Raw genomic sequence first — 24,327 nt, 5'->3', positions numbered from 1 at the left:
CATGAGTATCTTAATAAAACCTATTATTACAGAAAAGGCTACTGCGGATAGTGAAGTTTATAATCGCTATGGTTTTGTAGTAGACAAGAAAGCGAATAAGGTAGAGATCAAAAAAGCAGTAGAATCTGCTTATGGTGTATCTGTTACTAAAGTTCGTACAATAAACGTCCGCCCAGATCGTAGTACACGTTATACAAAAACGGGTATGGTTACTGGTAAAACAAGCGCTTATAAAAAGGCAATTGTACAGGTGGCGGAAGGTGAAGTAATTGATTTATATAGTAATCTTTAAGACTAAAAAATGTCAGTAAGAAAATTAAAACCAATTACCCCAGGTCAGCGTTTTAGAGTAGTTAATGGATTTGACGCCATTACTACTGATAAGCCGGAAAAAAGCCTATTGGCTCCGAAAAAAAGATCTGGAGGTAGAAACAGTCAAGGAAAAATGACTATGCGCTATAAAGGTGGTGGTCATAAAAGAAGGTATCGTATTATTGATTTTAAACGAGATAAGCAGGGTGTTCCTGCTACCGTTTCTACAATAGAATACGATCCAAACAGAACTGCATTTATAGCGTTGTTGAATTATCAAGATGGTGAAAAACGCTATGTTATCGCTCAAAATGGTCTTCAAGTAGGTCAGAACGTTGTTTCAGGAAATAATGTTGCTCCTGAAATAGGTAACGCAATGCCTCTTAGTGATATCCCTTTAGGAACCATCATTTCTTGTATAGAATTACGTCCAGGTCAAGGTGCTGTTATGGCACGTAGCGCAGGTTCATTTGCACAGCTAATGGCTAGAGATGGTAAATTTGCTACGGTTAAATTGCCTTCTGGAGAAGTAAGAATGATATTAGTTAATTGTGTAGCTACCATAGGAGCGGTGTCTAACAGTGATCATCAGTTGATCGTTGGAGGTAAAGCAGGTAGAACAAGATGGCTAGGTCGTCGTCCACGTACAAGACCAGTAGCAATGAACCCTGTTGATCACCCAATGGGTGGTGGAGAAGGTCGTTCTTCTGGAGGTCATCCTCGTTCTAGAAAAGGTCTTCCTGCAAAAGGTTACAGAACCCGTTCTAAGACGAAAGCGAGTAATAAATATATTGTAGAACGTAGAAAGAAATAATAAGATATGGCACGTTCATTAAAAAAAGGACCTTACGTTCACTATAAGTTAGAGAAAAAAGTAGCTGCAAATGTAGAAGCTAACAAAAAGTCTGTTATAAAGACTTGGTCTAGAGCATCTATGATTACTCCTGACTTCGTAGGGCAAACAATCGCAGTTCATAATGGTCGCCAATTTGTACCGGTATATGTTACCGAGAACATGGTAGGTCATAAATTAGGAGAATTTTCGCCAACACGTTCCTTTAGAGGACACGCAGGTGCTAAAAATAAAGGTAAAAAATAATTTAAGTCATGGGAGTTCGTAAAAGAGAAATGGCAGAAAGAATTAAGGAAGAAAAAAAGCAAATTGCTTTTGCAAAACTTAATAACTGCCCTACTTCACCTCGTAAGATGCGTTTAGTTGCAGATTTAGTACGTGGTGTAAAAGTTGAAAAAGCGCTTCAGATTCTTAGATTTAACCCTAAAGAAGCATCGCGTCGTCTGGAAAAACTATTGCTTTCTGCGATAGCAAACTGGCAAGCGAAAAACGAAGACGCTAGCATCGAAGATGCAGATCTTTTTGTAAAAGAGATTCGTGTAGATGGAGGAAGTATGTTGAAAAGACTTCGTCCTGCTCCACAGGGTCGCGCACACAGAATAAGAAAACGCTCTAATCACGTTACTATCGTGGTTGCAGCAAACAATAATACACAAAGCTAATATAAACTATGGGACAGAAGACAAATCCAATCGGAAATCGCCTAGGTATTATCAGAGGATGGGAGTCCAACTGGTACGGAGGCAATGACTACGGTGATAAACTTGCCGAAGACGATAAGATTAGAAAATATGTACACGCACGTTTATCTAAAGCTAGTGTATCAAGAGTAATTATTGAGCGTACTCTTAAACTTGTAACCGTTACTATCACTACTGCTAGACCTGGTATTATTATCGGAAAAGGCGGTCAAGAGGTAGACAAGTTAAAAGAAGAGCTTAAGAAAATTACCGAAAAGGAAGTTCAGATCAATATTTTTGAAATCAAAAGACCAGAGTTAGATGCGTTTTTGGTAGGGTCTAGTGTTGCAAGACAAATCGAAAACCGTATTTCATATCGTCGTGCTATTAAAATGGCTATTGCGGCTGCGATGAGAATGAATTCAGAAGGTATTAAAATTCAGATTTCAGGACGTTTGAATGGTGCAGAGATGGCACGTGCAGAGTCTTATAAAGAAGGTCGTATTCCTTTATCTACATTTAGAGCTGACATAGATTATGCTTTAGTTGAAGCACACACTACTTATGGTAGATTGGGTATCAAAGTATGGATCATGAAAGGTGAAGTGTATGGTAAAAGAGAGCTTTCTCCTTTGGTTGGTTTATCCAAAAAGCAAGGAAAAGGTGATAGCAACAAAGGTGGACGAAGTGGTAATAACAAATCACGTCGTAGAAAGTAATTTTTTAAAGTAAATTAACAATGTTACAGCCTAAAAGAACAAAATTCCGTAAACAACAAAAAGGACGTATGAAAGGTATTTCCCAAAGAGGACATACGCTTTCTAACGGAACTTTCGGAATAAAATCATTAGATTCAAGTTTTGTTACTGCCAGACAGATAGAAGCAGCTCGTATTTCTGCTACTCGTTATATGAAAAGAGAAGGATCTCTGTGGATTAAAATTTTCCCAGACAAGCCAATTACAAAGAAACCTCTTGAAGTACGTATGGGTAAAGGAAAAGGTGCTGTTGAGTATTGGGCAGCAGTAGTAAAACCAGGAAGAATATTATTTGAAATAAGTGGAGTGCCTTACGACGTAGCTAAAGAAGCTTTACGTCTGGCAGCACAAAAACTTCCTGTAAAAACTAAGTTTATCGTAGCTAGAGATTATCAAGCTTAATATTTGAGAGATTATGAAACAATCAGAAGTAAAAGAATTATCTACAGCTGAATTACAAGAGGAACTTGGTAAATCTCAAAAAGCGTATTCAGATTTAAGAATGGCTCACGCAATGTCTCCTTTAGAAAATCCTTTACAATTACGTAAAGTTAGAAGATCTATAGCGAGAATAGCTACAGAGCTAACAAAAAGAGAATTAAACGGTTAATTCTGCTGAAAGATGGAAAAAAGAAATTTAAGAAAAGAACGTATAGGTGTTGTTACTAGCAACAAAATGCAAAAATCAATTGTAGTTGCCGAAGTTAAAAAAGTAAAACACCCAATGTACGGAAAGTTCGTGTTAAAAACGAAAAAATACGTTGCACACGATGAGAAAAACGACTGCAATATTGGTGATACTGTAAAGATCATGGAAACAAGACCTATGAGTAAAACCAAGTGCTGGAGATTAGTAGAAGTAATTGAAAGAGCGAAGTAATTATGGTACAACAAGAGTCTAGATTAAAAGTAGCCGATAACACAGGAGGAAAAGAAGTTTTGGTAATCCGTGTTTTAGGTGGTACAGGAAGAAGATACGCCTCTGTAGGAGACAAGATAGTTGTCAGTGTTAAAGAAGCAACTCCAAATGGAAACATTAAAAAAGGAGCTGTTTCAACTGCAGTTGTAGTTCGTACTAAAAAAGAAGTGCGCAGACCAGATGGTTCTTATATCCGTTTTGACGATAATGCTTGTGTTCTATTGAACCCTGCAGGAGAAATGAGAGGAACTAGAGTATTTGGTCCTGTTGCAAGAGAACTTCGTGATAAGCAATTCATGAAGATTGTTTCACTAGCGCCAGAAGTGCTTTAAAACATTTGTAAAGATGACAAAGCTAAAAATAAAATCAGGAGATACAGTACGTGTAATCGCTGGAGACAATAAAGGTCAAGAGGGTGTGGTACAAAAAGTATTGAAGGACAAAAACAAGGCAGTTGTAGAAGGTGTTAATTTAGTTTCTAAACACCAGAAACCTAGTGCTACTAATCCACAAGGAGGAATAGTAAAACAAGAAGCACCTATTCATATCTCTAACTTATCGTTGTTAACCTTAAAAGGAGAGACAACTAGAGTAGGATATAGAGTAGAAGGAGATAAGAAAGTGAGATTTTCTAAAAAATCTAATGAAGTAATATAGTTATGGCTTATATCCCAAGATTAAAACAAGAGTATAAAGACAGAGTAGTGTCTGCTCTTACAGAAGAGTTTAGCTACAACAATATAATGCAAGTACCTAAACTAAAAAAAATAGTTGTTAGTAGAGGTGTTGGAGCAGCAGTAGCAGATAAAAAGCTAATTGATCACGCAGTAGATGAATTAACAACAATCACTGGTCAAAAAGCAATAGCGACTATGTCTAAAAAGGATATTGCTACTTTCAAATTACGTAAAGGAATGCCAATTGGGGCTAAAGTTACCTTACGTGGAGAAAGAATGTATGAATTCTTAGATCGTTTAATTACTTCAGCTTTACCACGTGTGAGAGATTTTGGAGGAATTAAAGCTACAGGTTTCGACGGGAGAGGTAATTACTCTTTAGGAATTACTGAGCAAATTATTTTTCCAGAGATTGATATTGATAAAGTAAATAAAATTTCAGGAATGAATATTACTTTTGAAACTTCAGCTAGCACAGATAAAGAAGCAAAATCATTGTTAACCCAACTAGGTTTACCTTTTAAAAAGAATTAATTATGGCTAAAGAATCAATGAAAGCCCGTGAGGTGAAGAGAGCAAAAACAGTAGCTAAATATGCTGAAAAACGTAAAGCTTTGAAAGAAGCTGGAGACTATGAAGCATTACAAAAGTTACCTAAAAATGCTTCTCCAGTTCGTAAGCATAATCGTTGTAAGTTAACAGGAAGACCAAAAGGATATATGCGTCAGTTTGGAATTTCTCGTGTAACATTCAGAGAGATGGCTAATCAAGGATTAATTCCAGGAGTAACAAAAGCTAGTTGGTAATAATATTTTAAAGGAGATAACAATGAATACAGATCCTATAGCAGATTATTTAACCAGAATTCGTAATGCAAATAGTGCTCAACATAGAGTTGTTGAGATACCAGCATCAAAGGTTAAAAAAGAAATCACTAAAATATTATTCGATCAAGGATATATTTTAAGTTATAAATTTGAAGATAATACAGTTCAAGGTACTATTAAGATAGCACTTAAATACGATAAGATTACAAAAGAACCTGTAATAAAACAATTACAGAGAATAAGTAAACCAGGTTTACGTAAATATTCAGGTTCTGATAATATTCCTAGAATTCTTAACGGATTAGGTGTTGCAATAGTTTCTACTTCTCACGGTGTTATGACTGGTAAACAGGCAAAACAAGAGAATGTAGGAGGAGAAGTACTTTGCTACGTTTATTAACAGTAAAAAAGACAAAAGAAATGTCAAGAATAGGAAAAAATCCAGTAACTATTCCGTCTGGTGTCACTGTTGAAGTGACAGGTAATATTGTTACTGTTAAAGGAAAATTAGGAGAACTTACTCAAGAAATTGACAGTATCAATGTAAAGATTGAGGATGGTCAAGTAATTCTAGAAAGACCTAGCGAAATCAAAGATCATAAAGCAAAGCATGGTTTGTACCGTTCTTTGATTAGTAATATGATACAAGGTGTTTCCGAAGGGTTTACTAAAGAGTTAGAATTAGTAGGAGTTGGTTATAGAGCTTCTAACCAAGGTCAAAAATTAGATTTGGCCTTAGGATTCTCTCACAATATAGTACTTGACTTAGCTCCAGAAGTTAAAGTTGAGACTATTTCAGAAAAAGGTAAGAACCCTATAGTGAAATTAACTTCATACGATAAGCAATTGGTAGGACAGGTAGCAGCTAAGATTAGAGGTTTCCGTAAGCCAGAGCCTTATAAAGGAAAAGGAGTTAAATTCGTAGGAGAACAATTAAGAAGAAAAGCAGGTAAATCTGCATAATGATTAACGTTATGGCATTCTCAAAAGATTTAAGAAGATTAAAGATAAGAAAGCGTATCCGCGGTAATGTAAGTGGAACAGAGCAACGTCCTAGATTATCTGTTTTTAGAAGTAATAAAGAAATCTATGCTCAAGTCATAGATGACGTATCTGGTAAAACAATCAGTGCAGCTTCTTCAAGAGATAAAGATATAGCTTCGGTAGCTGGAAATAAAATAGAAAAAGCAAGCTTGGTTGGAAAAGCACTTGCCGAAAAAGCAATGAAAGCTGGTATAGAAACAGTATCCTTTGATAGAGGAGGATATTTGTATCACGGTAGAGTAAAATCATTAGCAGACGGTGCTAGAGAAGCAGGACTTAAATTCTAAGAAATTATGTATCAAAAATATAAAAACGCAGAATTAGTAAAGCCAAGCGGACTTGAACTTAAAGATCGTTTAGTTGGTGTGCAACGTGTAACCAAAGTAACTAAGGGTGGTAGAGCATTTGGCTTTTCTGCAATAGTTGTTGTAGGTGACGAAAAAGGAGTTGTAGGTCACGGTTTAGGGAAATCTAAAGAAGTAGCAGAAGCTATTTCTAAGGCAGTAGAAGATGCAAAAAAGAATTTAGTTCGTATTCCATTACATAAAGGTACATTGCCTCATGAACAAAAAGGTAAGTACGGTGGAGCAAGAGTATTACTAATGCCTGCAGCGACGGGTACAGGAGTAATTGCTGGTGGTGCTATCCGTGCAGTATTAGAATCTGTTGGAGTACATGATGTACTTTCTAAAAACCAAGGATCGTCTAACCCACACAATGTGGTGAAAGCAACGTTTGATGCTTTGTTACAAATGCGTAGTGCGCAACAAGTAGCAGCTCAACGTGGTGTTTCACTTGAGAAAGTGTTTAAAGGATAAATTTAGGAACGATGGCAAAGATTAAAATTACTAAAGTAAAAAGTGCGATTAACCGTACTCAGAGACAAAAGAGAACTCTAGAGGCTCTAGGTCTTAAAAAGATCGGCCAGGTTGTGGAGCATGAAGATACTCCTAATATCCTTGGGATGGTAAATAAAGTTAAACATTTAGTTTCTATAGAAACAAAATAATAAAAGCACATGGATTTAAGTAACTTAAAACCTGCTGCAGGTTCGGTAAAAAACGATGGCAAGCGAGTAGGTCGTGGACAAGGTTCTGGTAAAGGAGGAACTTCTACTCGTGGACATAAAGGAGCAAAATCACGTTCTGGGTATTCTAAAAAGATAGGTTTTGAAGGAGGGCAAATGCCACTTCAAAGACGTGTCCCAAAATTTGGATTCAAGAACATCAACAGAAAAGAGTATCAGGGGATTAATTTAGACACACTACAAAAATTAGTAGATGATGGAAAAATTAAAGATACTGTAGATCTGGATTTGATTTTAGCTACACGTCTTGCGGGGAAAAATGATTTGGTTAAAATATTGGGAAGAGGTGAGTTGAAAGCTAAATTAAAAGTTTCAGCTCATAAATTTACAGCCACTGCAAAAGCTGCTATAGAAGCAGCAGGTGGTGAAGCAGTAACCTTATAATTGACAATTTCATGAAATTTATTGACACAATAAAAAACATTTGGAAAATCGAAGAACTAAAAAATAGAATCTTAGTTACTCTAGGATTACTTTTAGTATATCGATTTGGAGCACAAGTTGTACTTCCGGGAGTAGATGCTTCAGAATTAGCAAATCTGGGAACACAAACCCAAGATGGTTTGTTAGGATTGCTTAATGCATTTACAGGAGGAGCTTTTGCTAACGCTTCGGTATTTGCTTTAGGTATTATGCCATATATATCAGCTTCAATCGTAGTGCAATTAATGGGGATTGCTATTCCTTATTTACAAAAACTACAAAAAGAAGGAGAAAGTGGTAGAAAAAAGATTAATCAAATTACCCGTTGGCTAACTATTGCTATAACTTTGGTTCAAGGGCCTGGGTATATTTATAATTTGTTTGCAACATTACCACCAGAAGCCTTTGTGATACCTAATCAAACCGTTTTTGTTGTGTCTTCAGTTATCATTATATCTACTGGTTGTATTTTTTCAATGTGGTTAGGAGAAAGAATTACGGATAAAGGTATCGGTAACGGTATTTCTCTATTGATTATGGTTGGTATTATAGCAACATTACCACAATCGTTTGTTCAGAATTTTGCATCAAGAACATCTGGTGATAGTGGAGGAATGATTATGGTGCTTATAGAGTTGGTTATCTGGTTTGTTGTTATTTTGGCATCTGTGCTATTGGTAATGGCTGTTCGTCAGATACCTGTTCAATACGCTAGAAGAACAGCAGGAGGAGGCTACGAAAAAAATGTTTTCGGTTCTCGTCAGTATATACCATTAAAGCTTAATGCTTCTGGAGTAATGCCAATCATTTTTGCTCAAGCAATTATGTTTGTTCCTTCAGCAGTTGCAAGTCTTTCTGATTCTGAATTTTCTCAGGGTGTAAAAGCTGCATTTAGTGATATTTTTGGGCTATGGTATAACCTAGTATTTGCGCTATTAATTATTATCTTTACTTATTTTTATACTGCAATTACAGTCCCTACTAATAAGATGGCGGATGACTTAAAGCGAAGTGGTGGTTTTATTCCTGGTATTCGTCCAGGAAGTGAAACTTCTGAATATTTAGATAAGATTATGTCTCAAATTACTTTGCCAGGATCTATATTTTTAGCTTTAGTAGCAATATTTCCTGCAATAGCAGTTAAATTGTTAAACGTTCAACAAGGGTGGGCATTATTTTTTGGAGGTACCTCTTTACTTATTATGGTTGGGGTAGCTATAGATACAATGCAACAAATTAATTCATATTTATTGAATAGACATTATGATGGATTAATGAAAACTGGTAAAAATCGTAAAGCAGTAGCATAATGGCAAAACAACCTGCAATAGAGCAAGATGGTAGTATAATCGAAGCATTGTCTAACGCAATGTTTAGAGTGGAATTAGAAAATGGTCATGTAGTGACAGCTCATATCTCTGGTAAAATGCGAATGCATTATATTAAATTATTACCAGGTGATAAGGTTAAATTAGAAATGAGTCCTTATGATTTATCAAAGGCTCGTATTACATATAGATATTAATAGTGTATTAATATATTAGTTAATTAAGATTTTTTATGTACTTTTGCGGGCTGAAAAATCTTGTTACTGATTCCTTCCAAAATAATATATTAATATGTTTTGGGAATAAAAAACAAAGAGATGAAAGTTAGAGCATCAATAAAAAAGAGAAGTGCCGAGTGCAAGATTGTGCGTAGAAAAGGCCGACTTTACGTGATTAATAAAAAGAATCCTAGATTTAAACAAAGACAAGGGTAATTATGGCAAGAATTGCAGGGGTAGATATACCTAAACAAAAGCGAGGAGTTATAGCATTAACCTATATCTTCGGAATTGGTAGAAGTAGAGCTAAAGAGATTTTAGTAGCTGCCAAAGTAGATGAAAACATAAAAGTTTCTGATTGGGATGATGATCAAATTGGTCGTATTCGAGAGGCTGTTGGAGTCTATACCATAGAAGGAGAATTACGTTCTGAAGTACAGTTGAATATCAAGCGTCTTATGGATATAGGATGTTATAGAGGTATTCGCCACAGAGCTGGTTTACCACTTAGAGGGCAACGTACTAAAAATAATTCTAGAACACGTAAAGGAAGAAGAAAAACAGTTGCTAACAAGAAAAAAGCAACTAAATAATAAGTAGTATGGCAAAGTCAACTTCAAAAAAACGTAAAGTAATTGTTGAGTCTGTAGGAGAAGCACATGTAACTGCTTCTTTTAACAACATTATTATTTCGTTAACAAATAAAAAGGGAGACGTAATTTCTTGGTCTTCTGCTGGTAAAATGGGTTTTAGAGGTTCTAAAAAGAATACTCCATATGCTGCTCAATTAGCTGCAGAAGATGCTTCAAAAGTTGCTTTAGAAGCAGGGCTTAAGAAGGTTAAAGTATACGTAAAAGGTCCAGGGAATGGTAGAGAGTCAGCAATACGTTCTCTTCATAATGCAGGTATAGAAGTTTCAGAAATTATCGATGTTACTCCAATGCCACATAATGGATGTCGTCCTCCTAAAAGACGTCGAGTATAATTACTATCCCGAACTTTGTTGTTCGGGTTCTTTTTATATAATTAAATAAGTAAATCTAAAAGAGGAGTATCAATTATCGAAGGAAAGAGACCTTAATTCATAATTATCCTCTATAACTAAACAATCAATAATGGCAAGATATACTGGTCCAAAAACTAAAATCGCTCGTAAATTTGGCGAAGCAATTTTCGGAGATGATAAATCTTTCGAAAAAAGAAATTATCCTCCTGGGCAACATGGAAACAACAGAAGAAGAGGTAAAAAGAGTGAATATGCAATCCAATTAATGGAAAAGCAAAAAGCTAAGTATACTTATGGTGTTCTTGAACGTCAGTTCCGTAACATGTTTGAAAAAGCTACTCGTGCTCAGGGTATTACAGGTGAAGTTTTACTTCAGTTATGTGAATCTCGTTTAGATAATGTAGTGTTTAGAATGGGACTTTCAAATTCTAGAAGCGGCGCAAGACAATTAGTTTCTCACAGACATATTACTGTAAATGGGCAACAGGTTAATATTCCTTCTTATCAGTTAAAATCTGGTGATGTTGTTGGTGTGAGAGAAAAATCAAAATCATTAGAAGTAATCCAAAATTCATTAGCTAATAATAGTAAAGTGTACGAATGGATTACATTTAATAATGATACTAAGCAAGGTACTTTTGTGTCAGTTCCGGCAAGAATTCAAATTCCGGAAAACATTAACGAACAATTTATCGTCGAATTATACTCTAAGTAATAACTCTAAGAAGAAACAATAACATGGCAATATTAAATTTTCAGAAGCCCGATAAAGTTATCATGATCGACTCCACTGAGTTCGATGGTAAATTTGAATTTAGACCATTAGAACCAGGGTATGGATTAACAGTTGGTAATGCTTTACGAAGAGTTTTGCTGTCTTCTTTAGAAGGATTCGCTATAACTTCTCTTAGAATGGAAGGTGTAGATCACGAGTTCTCAACTATTTCTGGAGTTGTAGAAGATGTTACAGAAATTATTTTAAATCTTAAACAGGCACGTTTTAAGCGCCAAATAGAAGATATTGATAATGAATCTGTGACAATATCTATTTCTGGACAAGAGCAATTAACTGCTGGTGATTTTCAGAAATTTATTTCTGGTTTTCAGGTTTTAAATCCAGATTTAGTTATTTGTAATATGGATAAAAAAGTAGCACTTAACCTTGAAATTACCATAGAAAAAGGTAGAGGTTATGTTCCTGCTGAAGAAAACAAGAAAGCTAATGCTCCTATTGGAACTATTTTTACAGATTCAATATATACTCCAATTAAAAATGTAAAGTATAGCATAGAGAATTATCGTGTAGAGCAAAAAACAGATTACGAAAAATTAGTTTTTGAAATTGTAACTGATGGGTCTATACATCCTAAAGATGCATTAACTGAAGCTGCTAAAATATTAATTCATCACTTTATGTTGTTCTCTGATGAACGTATAACACTAGAGGCTGATGAGATTGCACAAACAGAAACTTATGATGAAGAATCTCTTCATATGAGACAGTTGTTAAAAACTAAATTGATCGACATGGATCTTTCTGTACGTGCATTAAATTGTTTGAAAGCAGCAGAAGTAGATACTTTAGGAGATTTGGTATCTTACAATAAAAATGACTTAATGAAGTTCCGTAACTTTGGTAAGAAATCTTTAACTGAACTTGAAGAATTAGTAAACGTTAAAGGACTTAACTTTGGTATGGATCTCTCTAAATATAAATTAGATAAAGACTAATCTATCATATTTTGCTCCCCAGAGAGGGTTGTAGCAAGATGATGATTAAAATTAAATGTCATGAGACACGGAAAAAAAGTAAATCATTTAGGAAGAAAAACAGCACATCGTAAAGCAATGCTTGCGAATATGGCTTGTTCCTTAATAGAGCATAAAAGAATAAACACTACAGTTGCAAAAGCAAAAGCACTTAAGCAATTTGTAGAGCCATTGGTAACAAAATCTAAAGAAGATACTACGCATAATCGTCGTATCGTATTTAGTAAGTTGCGTAATAAGTATGCGGTTACTGAATTGTTTAGAGATGTAGCTCCTAAAGTAGGAGATCGTCCTGGAGGGTATACAAGAATTATTAAACTTGGTAATCGTCTTGGAGATAATGCAGATATGGCAATGATTGAATTAGTGGATTATAACGAGCTTTATAATGCTGGTAAACCTGCTAAGAAAAAATCAAGAAGAAGAGGTGGTAAAGGAAATAAGTCAGAGTCGGCAGCAGCTCCTGTAGCTCCTGCTCCTGCAACAGAAACCCCTAGTTCTGAAGAAGAATAAATGAAAGATGCGAATCGCACATAATGTAAAAAGGATAAACGTTCGTCGTTTATCCTTTTTTTTTGAATAATTTTATAAAGTCTGATCTTTTAAACAATTAAAAACAAAGCGAGCATTGTAAGTTGCTAAAATGCTAATTTTGCAACTTGTGTTCGAATCTTAAAAAATAATTTTTATTTACAGATGAAATATCAATCTCGAAAAAAAGCAATTCTCTTATTAGCAGATGGAACCATTTTTCATGGTAAAGCAGTAGGGAGAGAAGGTAACGCCTTTGGTGAAGTATGTTTTAATACTGGTATGACTGGTTATCAGGAAATTTTTACAGATCCCTCTTATTATGGGCAATTAATGGTGGCTACTAATGTGCATATTGGTAATTACGGAACTAATGAAGAAGAAACGGAATCTGATTCAATTAAGATTTCAGGTTTGATTGTCAAAAATTTTAGTTATGAATATTCTAGAAGTTTAGCTGATAGTTCTTTACAAGACTTTTTGGAAAAACATAACCTTCTTGCAATTTCAGATGTAGATACTCGTGCATTAGTTAGTTATATAAGAGATAATGGAGCAATGAATGCTGTAATTTCTACAGAGGTAGATAATATAGAAGCTTTAAAAAAGGAATTAGAAGGTGTTCCTGCTATGAGCGGATTAGAATTAGCTTCTAAAGTGTCAACAGTAAAACCCTATTTTTATGGAGATCCTAATGCTATATATAAAATATCTGCACTAGATTTGGGAGTTAAACGAAATATACTTAGAAACTTAGCAAAAAGAGATGCGTATATAAAAGTATTTCCTTTTGATGCAACGTTTGAGGAGATGAATGATTGGAGGCCAGATGGGTTCTTTTTGTCAAATGGTCCTGGGGATCCAGAACCGTTATTTCAAGCAATTAATACAGCTAAAGAAATTTTAAATAATAACAAACCGCTTTTTGGTATCTGTTTAGGGCATCAAGTAATAGCATTAGCAAATGGAATTAGCACCTATAAAATGCATAATGGACACAGAGGAATAAATCACCCAGTTAAAAACTTGATAACTGGTAGTGGAGAAATAACTTCGCAGAACCACGGATTTGCAATAAATAAAGAAGAAGCTGAAAAAAACAAAGATGTTGAAATAACACATGTTCATCTTAATGATAATACAGTAGCGGGTATTAGGATGAAAAATAAGAATTGTTTCTCTGTACAATATCATCCTGAAGCTAGCCCTGGTCCAAATGATTCCTTGTATTTATTTGATCAGTTTATTGATAATATGAAAAAATAAAATTTGTCTATTTGATTAAAAGCTAGTTTATTTTAATAATATTTTGCTCTTTTGAGTAGGATTTAACTTCATTAGACAGGATTCCTCTAACGTTATAGTTAATAACTTCATCATTATATTGTGATTTGGAATGATAAATTAAAGTTTTTTGAAGTTATTAAAATTTACTGGTTTTGTATATTGCATCGAATTAGAATTATCCAACAAATAAATTTAAAACATGAGTGTAATTATTAATATTCACGCTAGACAAATCTTAGATTCAAGAGGTAACCCAACAGTAGAGGTAGACGTAATTACCGAAAATGGTATTTTAGGTAGAGCAGCTGTTCCTTCTGGAGCTTCTACAGGAGAACATGAAGCGGTAGAATTACGAGATGGGGGTTCGGCATATATGGGTAAAGGAGTTCTTAAAGCGATTGAAAATGTAAACACAATAATTGCTGAAGAATTATTGGGGTACTCTGTGTTTGATCAAAATTTATTAGATCAAACAATGATTGAGTTAGATGGTACTCCAAACAAATCAAAGTTAGGAGCTAATGCAATATTAGGAGTTTCGTTAGCGGTAGCAAAAGCAGCAGCAAGTGAGCTTAATATGCCATTGTATCGTTATATAGGAGGGGTTAGTGCAAATACTTTGCCTGTGCCAATGATGAATATTATAAATGGAGGATCACACAGCGATGCTCCAATAGCATTTCAGGAATTTATGGTAATGCCAGTAAAGGCTAAAAACTTTACGCATGCAATGCAAATGGGAACTGAGATTTTTCATAACCTTAAAAAAGTGCTACATGATCGTGGATTAAGTACAGCAGTAGGTGATGAGGGTGGTTTTGCTCCAAAATTAGATGGTACAGAAGATGCTTTAGATTCGATTGCTTTAGCAGTGGAAAAAGCAGGGTATAAGCTCGGAGATGAAATAATGGTAGCATTAGATTGTGCAGCAGCTGAGTTTTATGTAGATGGTAAATATGATTATACCAAATTTGAAGGAGATAAAGGAGTTGTTCGTAGTAGTCAAGAACAAGCGAATTATCTTGCAGAATTATCTTCAAAATACCCTATTATTTCAATAGAAGATGGTATGGATGAAAATGATTGGGAGGGTTGGAAATATCTTACAGATAAAATAGGAGATAAAGTTCAATTAGTAGGCGATGATTTATTTGTGACTAATGTAGAACGACTTTCTAAAGGAATCAAAAATGGTATTGCAAATTCAATATTAATTAAGGTAAATCAAATAGGAACCCTTACAGAGACTATAGCAGCGGTAAATATGGCACATAATGCAGGATATACTTCTGTAATGTCTCATAGATCTGGAGAAACAGAAGATAATACTATTGCAGATCTGGCAGTAGCTTTAAATACAGGGCAGATTAAAACAGGATCAGCTTCTCGTAGCGATAGAATGGCAAAATATAACCAATTACTTCGTATTGAAGAAGAACTAGGTACTGTTGCTTACTATCCCAAAAGAGATGCTTTTAAAATAAAATAAAAATATTTTTTTTATAAAAAGAGGGGAGATTTTTAAAAATCTCCCCTCTTTTATTTTATGTAATCTTGAAAATGTTTTGTAAGGTTAAAAATGATTTCATGATTAATAATATATTAACACTATATTTCGTAATTTAGCGATCCTACAATAACAGCAAAATTCTAAAATAATCACATGTCAAAAAAAGCTACGTTAGAAATCGACGGTAATAGATATGAGTTCCCAATTATAGAAGGAACAGAGAATGAACTAGGAATTGATATCAAGACACTTAGAGATGTAACCGGTGGTGTTACAACCATAGATCCTGGATATAAAAATACAGGAAGTTGTGAGAGTGGTATCACTTTTCTTGATGGAGAAAAAGGAATTCTAAGATATCGAGGATATTCTATAGAAGAATTAGCAGAAAAGGCAGATTTTTTAGAAGTTGCATATCTGCTAATATTTGGAGAACTTCCTACGGCAGCACAGCTAAATAAGTTTGATAAAGATATAAAAGAAGAATCTCATGTAGATGAAGATATGAAGAAAATCTTAGATGGTTTTCCTAAAAGCGCCCATCCAATGGGAGTTTTGTCTTCACTGACAAGCGCATTAATTGCTTTTAATCCAGGTTCTGTAGATGTCGCATCAGAAGAAGCTATGTATAATGCTATTGTGAAGATAATGGCAAAATTCCCTGTGTTAGCAGCATGGACAATGAGAAAGAGAAAAAGTCTCCCTTTAGATTATGGAGATAATTCATTAGGATATGTTGAAAATATACATAAAATGATGTTTTCAAGACCAAACAAAACTTATGAGCCTAACAGGATAGTTAACGATGCATTAGATAAATTACTAATCCTTCATGCAGATCACGAGCAAAACTGTTCTACTTCTACCGTTAGAATAGTAGGTTCCTCTCACGCTGGATTGTTTGCATCCTTATCAGCAGGTATATCTGCATTATGGGGACCTCTTCATGGAGGTGCCAACCAAGCGGTTATTGAAATGTTGGAAGCAATTAAAGCCGATGGAGGAGATACAGCAAAGTATATCAATAAAGCAAAAGATAAAGATGATCCTTTTCGATTAATGGGGTTTGGACACAGAGTATATAAGAATTTTGATCCAAGAGCTAAGATTATAAAAAAATCTGCTGAAGAAGTTTTAGGAAATTTAGGGATTGAAGACCCTGTTCTAGATATAGCCAAAGGTTTGGCTTCAGTAGCATTGGAAGATGACTATTTTGTGAAAAGAAAATTATATCCGAATGTTGATTTTTATTCAGGAATCATTTATAGATCTCTAGGAATTCCGACAGAAATGTTTACTGTAATGTTTGCCTTAGGTAGATTACCAGGTTGGATTGCGCAATGGAGAGAGATGCGACTTCGTAAAGAACCTATCGGTAGACCTAGACAGATATACGTTGGAGAAAATCTTAGATCTTTTGTAAAGGTAGAGGATAGATAGAAAAGTATATTTTTACACATAAAGCTTTACATTATTTTTTCATAAATCTGTAAAGCTTTTGTTGTTTTAGCTATTGTTCTTTTTTGGAATAATTTAAAAACAATAAAATAAATCATGAAAGAAATTAAATTAATTAAAAATAGATCTGATATCGGAGCAGGAACCAGAGGTTCTGATCTGGGGATTGATGCAATAGAAATAGCAGCTATTAATAGTAAAGATGATTATTTTAATCTTTATAAATATGAAAATGTAGAGACAGAAAATGAAACTATTTATGATAAAGTAAATAACTCTTTTGCTAAACGAATAGGAAGTGTAATTAATGTGTGTACCAGATTAAGTAGTAGCGTAGCAAAAAGTTTAGAAAGGAATGAATATCCAATTGTGTTATCTGGAGATCATTCTTCTGCATTAGGAACAATTAGCGGAATAAAAACAGCAAATCCTACCAAAACATTAGGCGTAGTTTGGATAGATGCACATGCCGATGTGCATTCTCCTTATACATCACCTTCAGGAAATATACATGGTATGCCGTTAGCAGCAGCACTTTTTGATGATAATCTTGATTGTAAAACAAATGAAGTATCAGAAGAGACGGCCAGACTATGGAGTAAAATGAAAAATATCGGTGTTGATGGTCAGAAAATTAAGCACGAACATATAATATATTTTGGAGTAAGAGATACAGAAGAGCCTGAAGAAAAAGTTATAGAAAAAAATAAGATTAAAAACTATACAGTAGAAGAAATACGCTATCGAGGTTATGAAAAGTGTTTAAAAGAAGCTGTTCAAAGATTAGAGGATTGTGATATTATATATATATCTTTTGATGTAGATAGTTTAGATTGTGATTTAATATCTAAAGGAACAGGTACTCCTGTTTCTAGAGGATTTGATATTAATGAAGCAATTTGTATTATCCAGGCGTTTGTAAAAACAAAAAAAACTGTTTGTTTTGAAGTCGTTGAAGTTAATCCTACTCTTGATAATAAAGGGAATAGAATGGCAGAAGCAGCCTTTGAAGTGCTAAAAGCAACAACAGATACAATTGTAGAAAAAATGATACATTAATTTATATTGGAAAATCAAGTCACAAATACCATAGTCATGATTCGTCCTGCACAGTTTAGGATGAACGAGGAAACTGCTGTAAATAATTACTATCAAAAAGATGCAGGAATAAAACCTGAAGAAGCCAATCTAAAAGCGCAACGAGAATTTGATCAATTTGTAAAAAATCTGAAAGAAGTAGGAGTTCGAGTTATTGTTATTGACGATAATCCTGATAATAATACTCCTGACTCTATTTTTCCAAACAACTGGATTTCTTTTCATCAAAATGGAAATGTAGGAATATATCCAATGTTTGCAGTTAATAGACGAAAAGAGCGTAATCCAGAAGTTTTAGATCGAATTGAAGAATCTGGTTTCGAAATAAAAAATATTATTGATTATACAGATGCAGAAGAAGCAGAGTTGTTCTTAGAGGGTACAGGTAGTCTTGTATTGGATAGAGTAAACAAAAAAGCATACTGTGCGTTATCTCCCAGAGCAAACGAGGATCTACTAATAGAATTTTGTGAAGATTTTGAATACACTCCTGTTATTTTTACGGCATATCAAACAGTAAACTCTAATAGATTACCAATATATCATACAAATGTTATGATGGGGATTGGAGAAACATTTGCAGTAGTGTGTTTAGATTGTATAGATGATAAAAAGGAACGAAAAAATATCATTAAACATTTAAAACAAGATAAAAAAGAAATTATTTCGATTACAGAAGATCAGGTAAATAACTTTGCTGGTAATATGCTTCAAGTTGTAGGTTTAGGAGACAAGCGTTATCTTGTGATGTCAACAGCAGCTTTTAACAGCCTTACTAAGGATCAAATAATCAAAATAGAAAAACATTGTGCTATTCTTCATAGTGATTTGGGTACTATTGAAAGATTAGGAGGAGGAAGTGCGCGCTGTATGATGGCAGAAGTTTTTCTTCCTTTATGTCCGTAACTTATATTTATAAAATTAGGGTTTAAAATACCGTATTATAATTACAAGTTATATATCTGAAACTAATTAAAATATGCTTTCTAAGAAAACTAAATACGGCCTAAAGGCACTTACATATATTGCAAGAAAAAAATGTGATCACCCTGTTTTAATATCAGAGATTGCAATTAGTGAGAATATTTCTCAAAAATTTTTAGAAAGTATCTTATTAACTTTAAGAAAAACAGGGTTTTTAGGTTCTAAAAAAGGAAAAGGAGGAGGGTATTACCTTATTAAAGACCCAAAAAATATTACGATGGCTTCTATAATAAGAGTTTTAGAAGGGCCAATTGCTATGGTACCGTGTGTGAGCCTTAATTTTTATGAGAAATGTGATGATTGCCCAGACGAAGATCAATGTGCAGTGCATAGCGTTATGATTGAGGTAAGAGATAGTACCTTAAAAGTGTTAGAAAATAAAACGCTGGCGGATTTTATCAAATAGATAACCATACTTATTGTAATTTTAAGAATGTGAAGTGTTTTAGTATTAATGGGTATTATTTTTTTAATCTTTTGTATTTATAAGGCCCTTTTATTTTTCCCCAAACTTGCTTTCCGTTATTGTCATATCCTTTTGTCCAAATAGAAATTTTATTTTTGCTAATTACAAAAGCACTTGTGATATAATCGATATAATCAATACTACTGGGACAAGATTTTTTTTTGATTTTTCCAGAGTATATTGTTGAAGTTTTTTTCTTAAAGTACATTTGGCATCCGTCTCTTATTATAATGCTATCTCTAGTCAATTTGTTGAAAAGTTTAGATTTTTCTTGAATTCCTTTATAATTTTCAGGATTAAGAATTGTATAACTTGTACTTACAAAAGTCGAAGCATTCATTCTTTTATAATTTATTATTCTTTGAATGTATACTAGATTATGGTTTTTAGCATTAGAAACTTCTGAATATAACCAATATCCAGGTTTGTTTTCCCAAATTCTTATGTTTTTTAAATTTAGATGTGTAAAACTAACATCATTTTCTGCTTGTTCTTCATTAGAAAACTCACCTGTTAAAAGCAATATTAACTTATGTAACTCAACATCTTTTATAGGTTTAGAGTCACATGATAAAAATAATGTAGGTAGAAAAATAATTAGTAAAAATTGCTTCATACAGGTTTTTATTAAATATAAGAAAAATAAAAAAAAGAGCGTAATTTATCGATGAAACTTAATACTTTGTCTGGATTAAATTAATTTATAGCAGCTATTTTTTTTATCATACCTGAAAAAATAAAGAAATGAAACGGAATCATAGAGTACCAATATAGTCTCCCCCAAATACCTTTAGGTCTAAAAGTAGCAGTTTGATGTAAGATATTGTTATTATCAATATTAAATTCTAGCCAAGCCTCTCCGGGGATTTTCATTTCAGCAAAAAGTAGTAGACGTTTATTTTTTTTATCAGCAATAAGAACTCTCCAAAAGTCCAAGGCGTCTCCAGAAAATATTTTATCTGGGTTAGTTCTTCCTCTTCGTAACCCAACTCCTCCAAAAAATTTATCTATATATCCTCTTATTTTCCATACCCAATTTCCATAATACCATCCATTTTCTCCTCCTATAGTCCAAATTTTTTCTACTGTTTTTTCAGTATTTTTTATTTTAGCTTTTTTGTAATCTTTAAAACATCCTCTTTTAGGAACAGAAATATGCTTTTGAATATTATTATCAAAACGACCACTAACCATTGAGTCTTTCCAACTAGAAACAACTTGGTTTTGTTCTATTTTTATAAACGCCAACTCTAAAGCTTTTACATAATTCATAGGAGTGATATCTAGCATTTCCTGAAGATGTTTGTTGTTAGCAATAACAGGGATTTTCATGCTGTCTACTAGATTTAGTGCCAGTTTATAAGAGGTAGATGTAACAAAATATAGCCAATAAGAAGATAATTTTGGAGTCATAACTGGGATGGTAAATATAAATAGTTTGATTTCTCTTACTTTAGCATATAGATATAGCATTTCTTTATAGCTAAGAATATCGGGACCACTTATGTCAAAAGATTGATTATAGCATTTTTTGTTTCCTAGAACCCTTGTCATAAAAATTAGAACATCTCTAATAGCAATTGGTTGCGTTTTGGTATTAACCCATTTTGGGGTAATCATTATAGGAAGTTTCTCACATAAATCACGTATAATTTCAAAAGAGGAGCTTCCAGAGCCTACTATAATGCCTGATCTTAAAACGGTAAGGTTATATTTACCTTTATATAATATTTCTTCTACGTTTTTACGAGACCATAGATGTTTAGATAAGTTTTTCTCATTTACAATACCACTTAAATAAATTACTTGCTGAACTGTAGTTTTCTCTAAATGTTTAATGAAATTGAGAGCAGATATTTGTTCTTTTTTATCAAAATCTGTTGTTGAGGAACTCATGGAGTGTATAAGGTAATAAGCAGCATCAATATTTATAGGTAAAATAGATAGATCAGGCTCTTTTAGAAAATCAATTTCTATGACAGTAATTTTTTCTTTAATTTCTTGATCTATCGATAGTCTTTTTTTATCTCTTACACAACATAGTACGTCATGTCCAAGATCTAATAATAATGGTAATATTCGCATTCCTATATACCCATTAGTCCCTGTAAGTAGTATTCGCATTTTTCTTTATAAGGTACAAAGAATTAGGGATAGGGTAAACTATTTTTAAAAATTGTATAATCGCTGTTTTATATTATTTTTTTGGACGCAAAAAAATGAATTGATATAGAAACGCATAGGAGACTCTGTAATTTCTACTATCTTTGCAACCTAATTTTTTATAAAATGAGTTTACAAAAAAAGATTTCTGGTAAAGTAAAAGAAGCGATATTACAATTGTATGATGCTAGTCTAGAGTCTGTAGAACTACAAGCAACACGAAAAGAATTTGAAGGAGACATAACAGTGGTCGTGTTCCCAATGCTTCGTGTAGTAAAGGGAAACCCCTTACAAATAGGAGAAACTATTGGTAAGTACTTAGTAGAAAATGTAAAAGAAGTAAAAGATTATAATGTTGTTAAAGGTTTCCTTAATTTAGTGATCTCAGATTTATATTATCTTGATTTTTTTGCAATAATAAAAGAAGATAAACAGTACGGGTTTGTTACTCCAGAGGTAAAAGGAGAAGCTTTAATGGTAGAGTACTCTTCACCCAATACTAACAAGCCATTACATTTAGGTCATGTTAGAAATAATCTTTTAGGATACTCTGTAGCAGAGATAATAAAAGCTAGTGGCAAAAAAGTGTATAAAACTCAAATTATTAATGATAGAGGTATCCATATTTGTAAATCCATGTTAGCATGGCAAAGATATGGTAATCAAGAAACACCAGAATCTACTGGGCTTAAAGGAGATAAACTAGTAGGTAATTATTATGTAAAATTTGATCAAGTATATAAAGAACAAATAGAGCATTTAATTACAAAAGAAGGCAAAACAGAAGAAGAAGCTAAAAAAGAAGCGCCTTTTATATTAGAGGCTCAGGAGATGCTTCGTAAATGGGAAGCAGGAGATGAAGAGGTTGTACAATTATGGAAAATGATGAATGGATGGGTGTATGAAGGCTTTGATCAAACATATAAAGCTTTAGGAGTTAGTTTTGATAGTTATTATTATGAAAGTAACACTTATTTGTTGGGTAAAGATAATATCGAAGAAGGACTTGCTAATGGTGTTTTTTATAAAAAAGAAGATGGATCTGTTTGGTGTGATTTAAATGATGAAAAGTTAGATGATAAACTAGTATTAAGAAGCGATGGTACTTCTGTATATATGACACAAGATATAGGTACAGCAATACAGCGTATTAAGGATAACCCCGATGTAGGAGGGATGATTTATACTGTTGGTAATGAGCAAGATCATCATTTTAATGTGCTGTTTGCCATATTAAAAAAGTTAGGCTATGATTGGGCAGAGCAATTATACCATTTAAGCTATGGGATGGTAGATTTGCCCAGTGGTAAAATGAAAAGTAGAGAAGGTACCGTAGTAGATGCAGATGAACTTATCGCAGAGATGACATCTACAGCAGGAGATATATCTAAAGACTTAGGGAAATTGGAAGGGTATACAGAAGAAGAGAAAAATGAAGTTTATAATATTATAGGTCTTGGGGCTTTGAAATATTTTATATTAAAAGTAGACCCTAAAAAGCGTATTCTTTTTGATCCTAAAGAATCTGTAGATTTTCAAGGCAATACAGGTCCGTTTATACAATATACCTATGCTAGAATTCAAGCGATTTTACGTAAAGCAGATCTTGATTATAACGAAAGTATTACAGATATAAAATTACACGAAAAGGAAAGAGATCTTATTAAACAATTAGAATATTATCCAGAGGTTATCCAAAATGCAGCAAGTGAACTTAGTCCTGCTATAATAGCTAATTACACTTATGATTTGGTAAAGAGTTATAATTCATTTTTTCAGAATGTATCTATATTTGGGGCAGATACAGATAAAGAAAAAATATTTAGAGTACAACTTTCTGGCTTAGTAGGAAATACAATAAAATCCGCCTTTGGTCTTTTGGGGATTAATGTGCCTGATAGAATGTAAAATCGATATTTTTATATTGTTTTTTGTTTAAAAACAGAAGAAGATCGATTTTTTGTTCCTTTTATCTATTAATTAGGATAAGCATCAAGTAAAATTACAATAATAACAGATTTGTTTTTATTTTAGTAATATGTATTGTAATATATCACGGGCAACATATCAAGATTTACCATTAATGCAACATTTGTTTTATCAAACGGTGATAACTTATGGGGCGCAATTGTTTACAAAATCGGAAATAAAAAACCACTCCCAACTAGCTCTTGATAAATCGTATTGGCAAGAAAAATTTGAAAATGATTTTATCTATAATGCCAAATTAAACGGGGAGATTGTAGGCTCTTTTTCAATGGATAAAAAAGGGAATATTGAATATCTTTTTGTCCATATGAATTATCATGGGCAAGGAATAGCAAGTGATTTATATTCCGAAATTGAAAAAATAGCAAGGAACACTAACATTAAAATGCTTACTACTCAAGTAAATAAAACAACTCAATCTTTTTTTGAGAAAAAAGGATTTAAAATTATTAAGAACTCAGTAAAAGTGGTAGGAGGAGAGGAGATCATAAGTTATAGTGGAGTTAAAAGTATTATTTATTAATTGTATTCTATTTGTTTAAGATATTCCCGATAGAAAACCCTAATAGCTTATCATTTTTATTGAATAAGAAAGTATTAACCTGAGTTCGACGTAAGGATTTAACAGAAAAGAGTCAATTGTTCAGATTTTTGTGTTTCAAATTTGATACTTGGTTTCTTTTCTTGAAAGGAGTATGCTATTAGACTAGCCACTAAATTAGTGATGAAATTTCCAAAACTTCTGTGTCTGGAATGTTCAGCTTGAGCGATGTTTTTAAGTTGATCATTGATAGTTTCTATAACTGATCTTTTGCGAAGCAATATTTTATCTCTTAGTGTCATTAATACATTTTTCATATTGTTTCTAATACCTGTTACTAGGTGTAAGCCTTGATCAAAGAGTAAGTTGGCTAACTCTTTGGAAATATATCCTTTATCC

37 protein-coding genes are annotated in these 24,327 nt (G+C 33.2%); 34 read left to right on the top strand and 3 right to left on the bottom strand.

The features are described from left to right. The first annotated feature begins 1 nt into the window (after position 1). From rplW to H527_RS0106500, 32 genes are all read left to right on the top strand, one after another. Positions 2-292, top strand: coding sequence for a 50S ribosomal protein L23 (gene rplW, locus H527_RS0106655; protein ID WP_027411977.1), 291 nt, complete (start codon positions 2-4; stop codon positions 290-292). Between the two features lie 9 nt (positions 293-301). Then, positions 302-1,126 (top strand): 50S ribosomal protein L2, encoded by an 825-nt coding sequence (gene rplB / locus H527_RS0106650; RefSeq protein WP_027411976.1) that lies wholly within the window; start codon positions 302-304, stop codon positions 1,124-1,126. Positions 1,127-1,132: 6 nt separating this feature from the next. Beyond that, positions 1,133-1,411 (top strand): 30S ribosomal protein S19, encoded by a 279-nt coding sequence (rpsS, locus tag H527_RS0106645; protein ID WP_019386271.1) that lies wholly within the window; start codon positions 1,133-1,135, stop codon positions 1,409-1,411. An 8-nt stretch (positions 1,412-1,419) separates the two neighbouring features. After that, on the top strand, positions 1,420-1,827 hold the full coding sequence (rplV, locus tag H527_RS0106640; protein ID WP_027411975.1) for a 50S ribosomal protein L22: 408 nt from the start codon (positions 1,420-1,422) through the stop codon (positions 1,825-1,827). Positions 1,828-1,835: 8 nt separating this feature from the next. Further along, positions 1,836-2,564, top strand: a complete 729-nt coding sequence (rpsC, locus tag H527_RS0106635) for a 30S ribosomal protein S3 (RefSeq protein WP_027411974.1) — start codon at positions 1,836-1,838, stop codon at positions 2,562-2,564. A 20-nt stretch (positions 2,565-2,584) separates the two neighbouring features. After that, entirely contained in the window at positions 2,585-3,004 is a 420-nt protein-coding gene (gene rplP / locus H527_RS0106630) for a 50S ribosomal protein L16 (RefSeq protein ID WP_027411973.1), read from the top strand. Between the two features lie 13 nt (positions 3,005-3,017). Beyond that, entirely contained in the window at positions 3,018-3,212 is a 195-nt protein-coding gene (gene rpmC / locus H527_RS0106625) for a 50S ribosomal protein L29 (RefSeq protein ID WP_027411972.1), read from the top strand. A gap of 12 nt (positions 3,213-3,224) precedes the next feature. Then, positions 3,225-3,482, top strand: a complete 258-nt coding sequence (rpsQ, locus tag H527_RS0106620; RefSeq protein WP_024770871.1) for a 30S ribosomal protein S17 — start codon at positions 3,225-3,227, stop codon at positions 3,480-3,482. Positions 3,483-3,484: 2 nt separating this feature from the next. After that, on the top strand, positions 3,485-3,853 hold the full coding sequence (gene rplN, locus H527_RS0106615) for a 50S ribosomal protein L14 (RefSeq protein WP_027411971.1): 369 nt from the start codon (positions 3,485-3,487) through the stop codon (positions 3,851-3,853). Between the two features lie 13 nt (positions 3,854-3,866). Next, positions 3,867-4,178: a 50S ribosomal protein L24 gene (rplX, locus tag H527_RS0106610; RefSeq protein ID WP_027411970.1), complete on the top strand. Its 312-nt coding sequence runs from the start codon at positions 3,867-3,869 to the stop codon at positions 4,176-4,178. Positions 4,179-4,180: 2 nt separating this feature from the next. Beyond that, on the top strand, positions 4,181-4,732 hold the full coding sequence (gene rplE / locus H527_RS0106605; RefSeq protein WP_027411969.1) for a 50S ribosomal protein L5: 552 nt from the start codon (positions 4,181-4,183) through the stop codon (positions 4,730-4,732). Positions 4,733-4,734: 2 nt separating this feature from the next. Continuing rightward, the gene (gene rpsN / locus H527_RS0106600) at positions 4,735-5,004 is read left to right on the top strand and encodes a 30S ribosomal protein S14 (protein WP_027411968.1); all 270 of its coding nucleotides are present in this window, start codon (positions 4,735-4,737) and stop codon (positions 5,002-5,004) included. Positions 5,005-5,026: 22 nt separating this feature from the next. Continuing rightward, positions 5,027-5,425 (top strand): 30S ribosomal protein S8, encoded by a 399-nt coding sequence (gene rpsH, locus H527_RS0106595; protein WP_027411967.1) that lies wholly within the window; start codon positions 5,027-5,029, stop codon positions 5,423-5,425. Between the two features lie 20 nt (positions 5,426-5,445). Then, complete coding sequence (gene rplF / locus H527_RS0106590) at positions 5,446-5,988, top strand: 50S ribosomal protein L6 (RefSeq protein WP_027411966.1); 543 nt, start codon at positions 5,446-5,448, stop codon at positions 5,986-5,988. Positions 5,989-5,999: 11 nt separating this feature from the next. Next, positions 6,000-6,356: a 50S ribosomal protein L18 gene (gene rplR / locus H527_RS0106585; protein ID WP_027411965.1), complete on the top strand. Its 357-nt coding sequence runs from the start codon at positions 6,000-6,002 to the stop codon at positions 6,354-6,356. A 6-nt stretch (positions 6,357-6,362) separates the two neighbouring features. Next, on the top strand, positions 6,363-6,887 hold the full coding sequence (gene rpsE / locus H527_RS0106580; protein WP_027411964.1) for a 30S ribosomal protein S5: 525 nt from the start codon (positions 6,363-6,365) through the stop codon (positions 6,885-6,887). Between the two features lie 11 nt (positions 6,888-6,898). After that, entirely contained in the window at positions 6,899-7,078 is a 180-nt protein-coding gene (rpmD, locus tag H527_RS0106575; protein WP_024770862.1) for a 50S ribosomal protein L30, read from the top strand. Positions 7,079-7,087: 9 nt separating this feature from the next. After that, complete coding sequence (gene rplO / locus H527_RS0106570) at positions 7,088-7,540, top strand: 50S ribosomal protein L15 (RefSeq protein WP_027411963.1); 453 nt, start codon at positions 7,088-7,090, stop codon at positions 7,538-7,540. 11 nt (positions 7,541-7,551) lie between these two features. Then, entirely contained in the window at positions 7,552-8,889 is a 1,338-nt protein-coding gene (gene secY / locus H527_RS0106565) for a preprotein translocase subunit SecY (RefSeq protein ID WP_027411962.1), read from the top strand. Continuing rightward, positions 8,889-9,104 carry a translation initiation factor IF-1 gene (gene infA / locus H527_RS0106560; RefSeq protein WP_010181908.1) on the top strand — a complete coding sequence of 72 codons (216 nt, stop codon included), beginning with the start codon at positions 8,889-8,891 and terminating at the stop codon, positions 9,102-9,104. Before secY ends, infA begins: the two co-directional genes overlap by 1 nt. A gap of 120 nt (positions 9,105-9,224) precedes the next feature. Beyond that, the gene (ykgO, locus tag H527_RS21580; protein ID WP_013621733.1) at positions 9,225-9,341 is read left to right on the top strand and encodes a type B 50S ribosomal protein L36; all 117 of its coding nucleotides are present in this window, start codon (positions 9,225-9,227) and stop codon (positions 9,339-9,341) included. A 2-nt stretch (positions 9,342-9,343) separates the two neighbouring features. Then, positions 9,344-9,718 (top strand): 30S ribosomal protein S13, encoded by a 375-nt coding sequence (gene rpsM / locus H527_RS0106555; protein WP_027411961.1) that lies wholly within the window; start codon positions 9,344-9,346, stop codon positions 9,716-9,718. An 8-nt stretch (positions 9,719-9,726) separates the two neighbouring features. After that, the gene (rpsK, locus tag H527_RS0106550) at positions 9,727-10,110 is read left to right on the top strand and encodes a 30S ribosomal protein S11 (RefSeq protein WP_027411960.1); all 384 of its coding nucleotides are present in this window, start codon (positions 9,727-9,729) and stop codon (positions 10,108-10,110) included. 130 nt (positions 10,111-10,240) lie between these two features. Continuing rightward, positions 10,241-10,846: a 30S ribosomal protein S4 gene (rpsD, locus tag H527_RS0106545; protein WP_027411959.1), complete on the top strand. Its 606-nt coding sequence runs from the start codon at positions 10,241-10,243 to the stop codon at positions 10,844-10,846. Positions 10,847-10,869: 23 nt separating this feature from the next. Then, positions 10,870-11,862 carry a DNA-directed RNA polymerase subunit alpha gene (locus H527_RS0106540; protein ID WP_027411958.1) on the top strand — a complete coding sequence of 331 codons (993 nt, stop codon included), beginning with the start codon at positions 10,870-10,872 and terminating at the stop codon, positions 11,860-11,862. 60 nt (positions 11,863-11,922) lie between these two features. Beyond that, positions 11,923-12,414, top strand: a complete 492-nt coding sequence (gene rplQ / locus H527_RS0106535; protein WP_027411957.1) for a 50S ribosomal protein L17 — start codon at positions 11,923-11,925, stop codon at positions 12,412-12,414. Positions 12,415-12,597: 183 nt separating this feature from the next. Beyond that, on the top strand, positions 12,598-13,698 hold the full coding sequence (gene carA / locus H527_RS0106530) for a glutamine-hydrolyzing carbamoyl-phosphate synthase small subunit (protein WP_027411956.1): 1,101 nt from the start codon (positions 12,598-12,600) through the stop codon (positions 13,696-13,698). Positions 13,699-13,918: 220 nt separating this feature from the next. Further along, entirely contained in the window at positions 13,919-15,208 is a 1,290-nt protein-coding gene (gene eno / locus H527_RS0106525; RefSeq protein ID WP_027411955.1) for a phosphopyruvate hydratase, read from the top strand. Between the two features lie 174 nt (positions 15,209-15,382). After that, positions 15,383-16,669 carry a citrate synthase gene (locus tag H527_RS0106520; protein ID WP_027411954.1) on the top strand — a complete coding sequence of 429 codons (1,287 nt, stop codon included), beginning with the start codon at positions 15,383-15,385 and terminating at the stop codon, positions 16,667-16,669. Between the two features lie 114 nt (positions 16,670-16,783). After that, positions 16,784-17,746 (top strand): arginase, encoded by a 963-nt coding sequence (locus H527_RS0106510; protein ID WP_027411953.1) that lies wholly within the window; start codon positions 16,784-16,786, stop codon positions 17,744-17,746. A 36-nt stretch (positions 17,747-17,782) separates the two neighbouring features. Beyond that, positions 17,783-18,691, top strand: coding sequence for a citrulline utilization hydrolase CtlX (ctlX, locus tag H527_RS0106505; RefSeq protein WP_035087566.1), 909 nt, complete (start codon positions 17,783-17,785; stop codon positions 18,689-18,691). Between the two features lie 73 nt (positions 18,692-18,764). Then, on the top strand, positions 18,765-19,175 hold the full coding sequence (locus tag H527_RS0106500; protein WP_027411951.1) for an RrF2 family transcriptional regulator: 411 nt from the start codon (positions 18,765-18,767) through the stop codon (positions 19,173-19,175). 55 nt (positions 19,176-19,230) lie between these two features. Here H527_RS0106500 and H527_RS0106495 read toward each other — a convergent pair whose 3' ends face one another. Both H527_RS0106495 and H527_RS0106490 read right to left on the bottom strand, forming a co-directional pair. Beyond that, positions 19,231-19,851: a chromophore lyase CpcT/CpeT gene (locus H527_RS0106495; RefSeq protein ID WP_027411950.1), complete on the bottom strand. Its 621-nt coding sequence runs from the start codon at positions 19,849-19,851 to the stop codon at positions 19,231-19,233. A gap of 80 nt (positions 19,852-19,931) precedes the next feature. Beyond that, entirely contained in the window at positions 19,932-21,359 is a 1,428-nt protein-coding gene (locus H527_RS0106490; protein ID WP_027411949.1) for an SDR family oxidoreductase, read from the bottom strand. A gap of 165 nt (positions 21,360-21,524) precedes the next feature. Between H527_RS0106490 and argS the strand changes: the two genes are divergently transcribed. Both argS and H527_RS0106480 read left to right on the top strand, forming a co-directional pair. After that, positions 21,525-23,306 carry an arginine--tRNA ligase gene (gene argS / locus H527_RS0106485; protein ID WP_027411948.1) on the top strand — a complete coding sequence of 594 codons (1,782 nt, stop codon included), beginning with the start codon at positions 21,525-21,527 and terminating at the stop codon, positions 23,304-23,306. Between the two features lie 175 nt (positions 23,307-23,481). After that, a complete protein-coding gene (locus H527_RS0106480) occupies positions 23,482-23,910 on the top strand; it encodes a GNAT family N-acetyltransferase (RefSeq protein ID WP_162143809.1) in 429 nt (142 codons plus the stop codon). 98 nt (positions 23,911-24,008) lie between these two features. Here the strand turns inward: H527_RS0106480 and H527_RS0106475 are convergent. After that, positions 24,009-24,327 (bottom strand): transposase (locus H527_RS0106475; protein ID WP_027411946.1); only part of this gene is annotated, 319 nt, incomplete at its 5' end.

The sequence above is a fragment of the Aquimarina muelleri DSM 19832 genome (assembly GCF_000430665.1).
Classification (GTDB): domain Bacteria; phylum Bacteroidota; class Bacteroidia; order Flavobacteriales; family Flavobacteriaceae; genus Aquimarina; species Aquimarina muelleri.
This window is presented reverse-complemented; position numbering and strand designations above follow the sequence as displayed.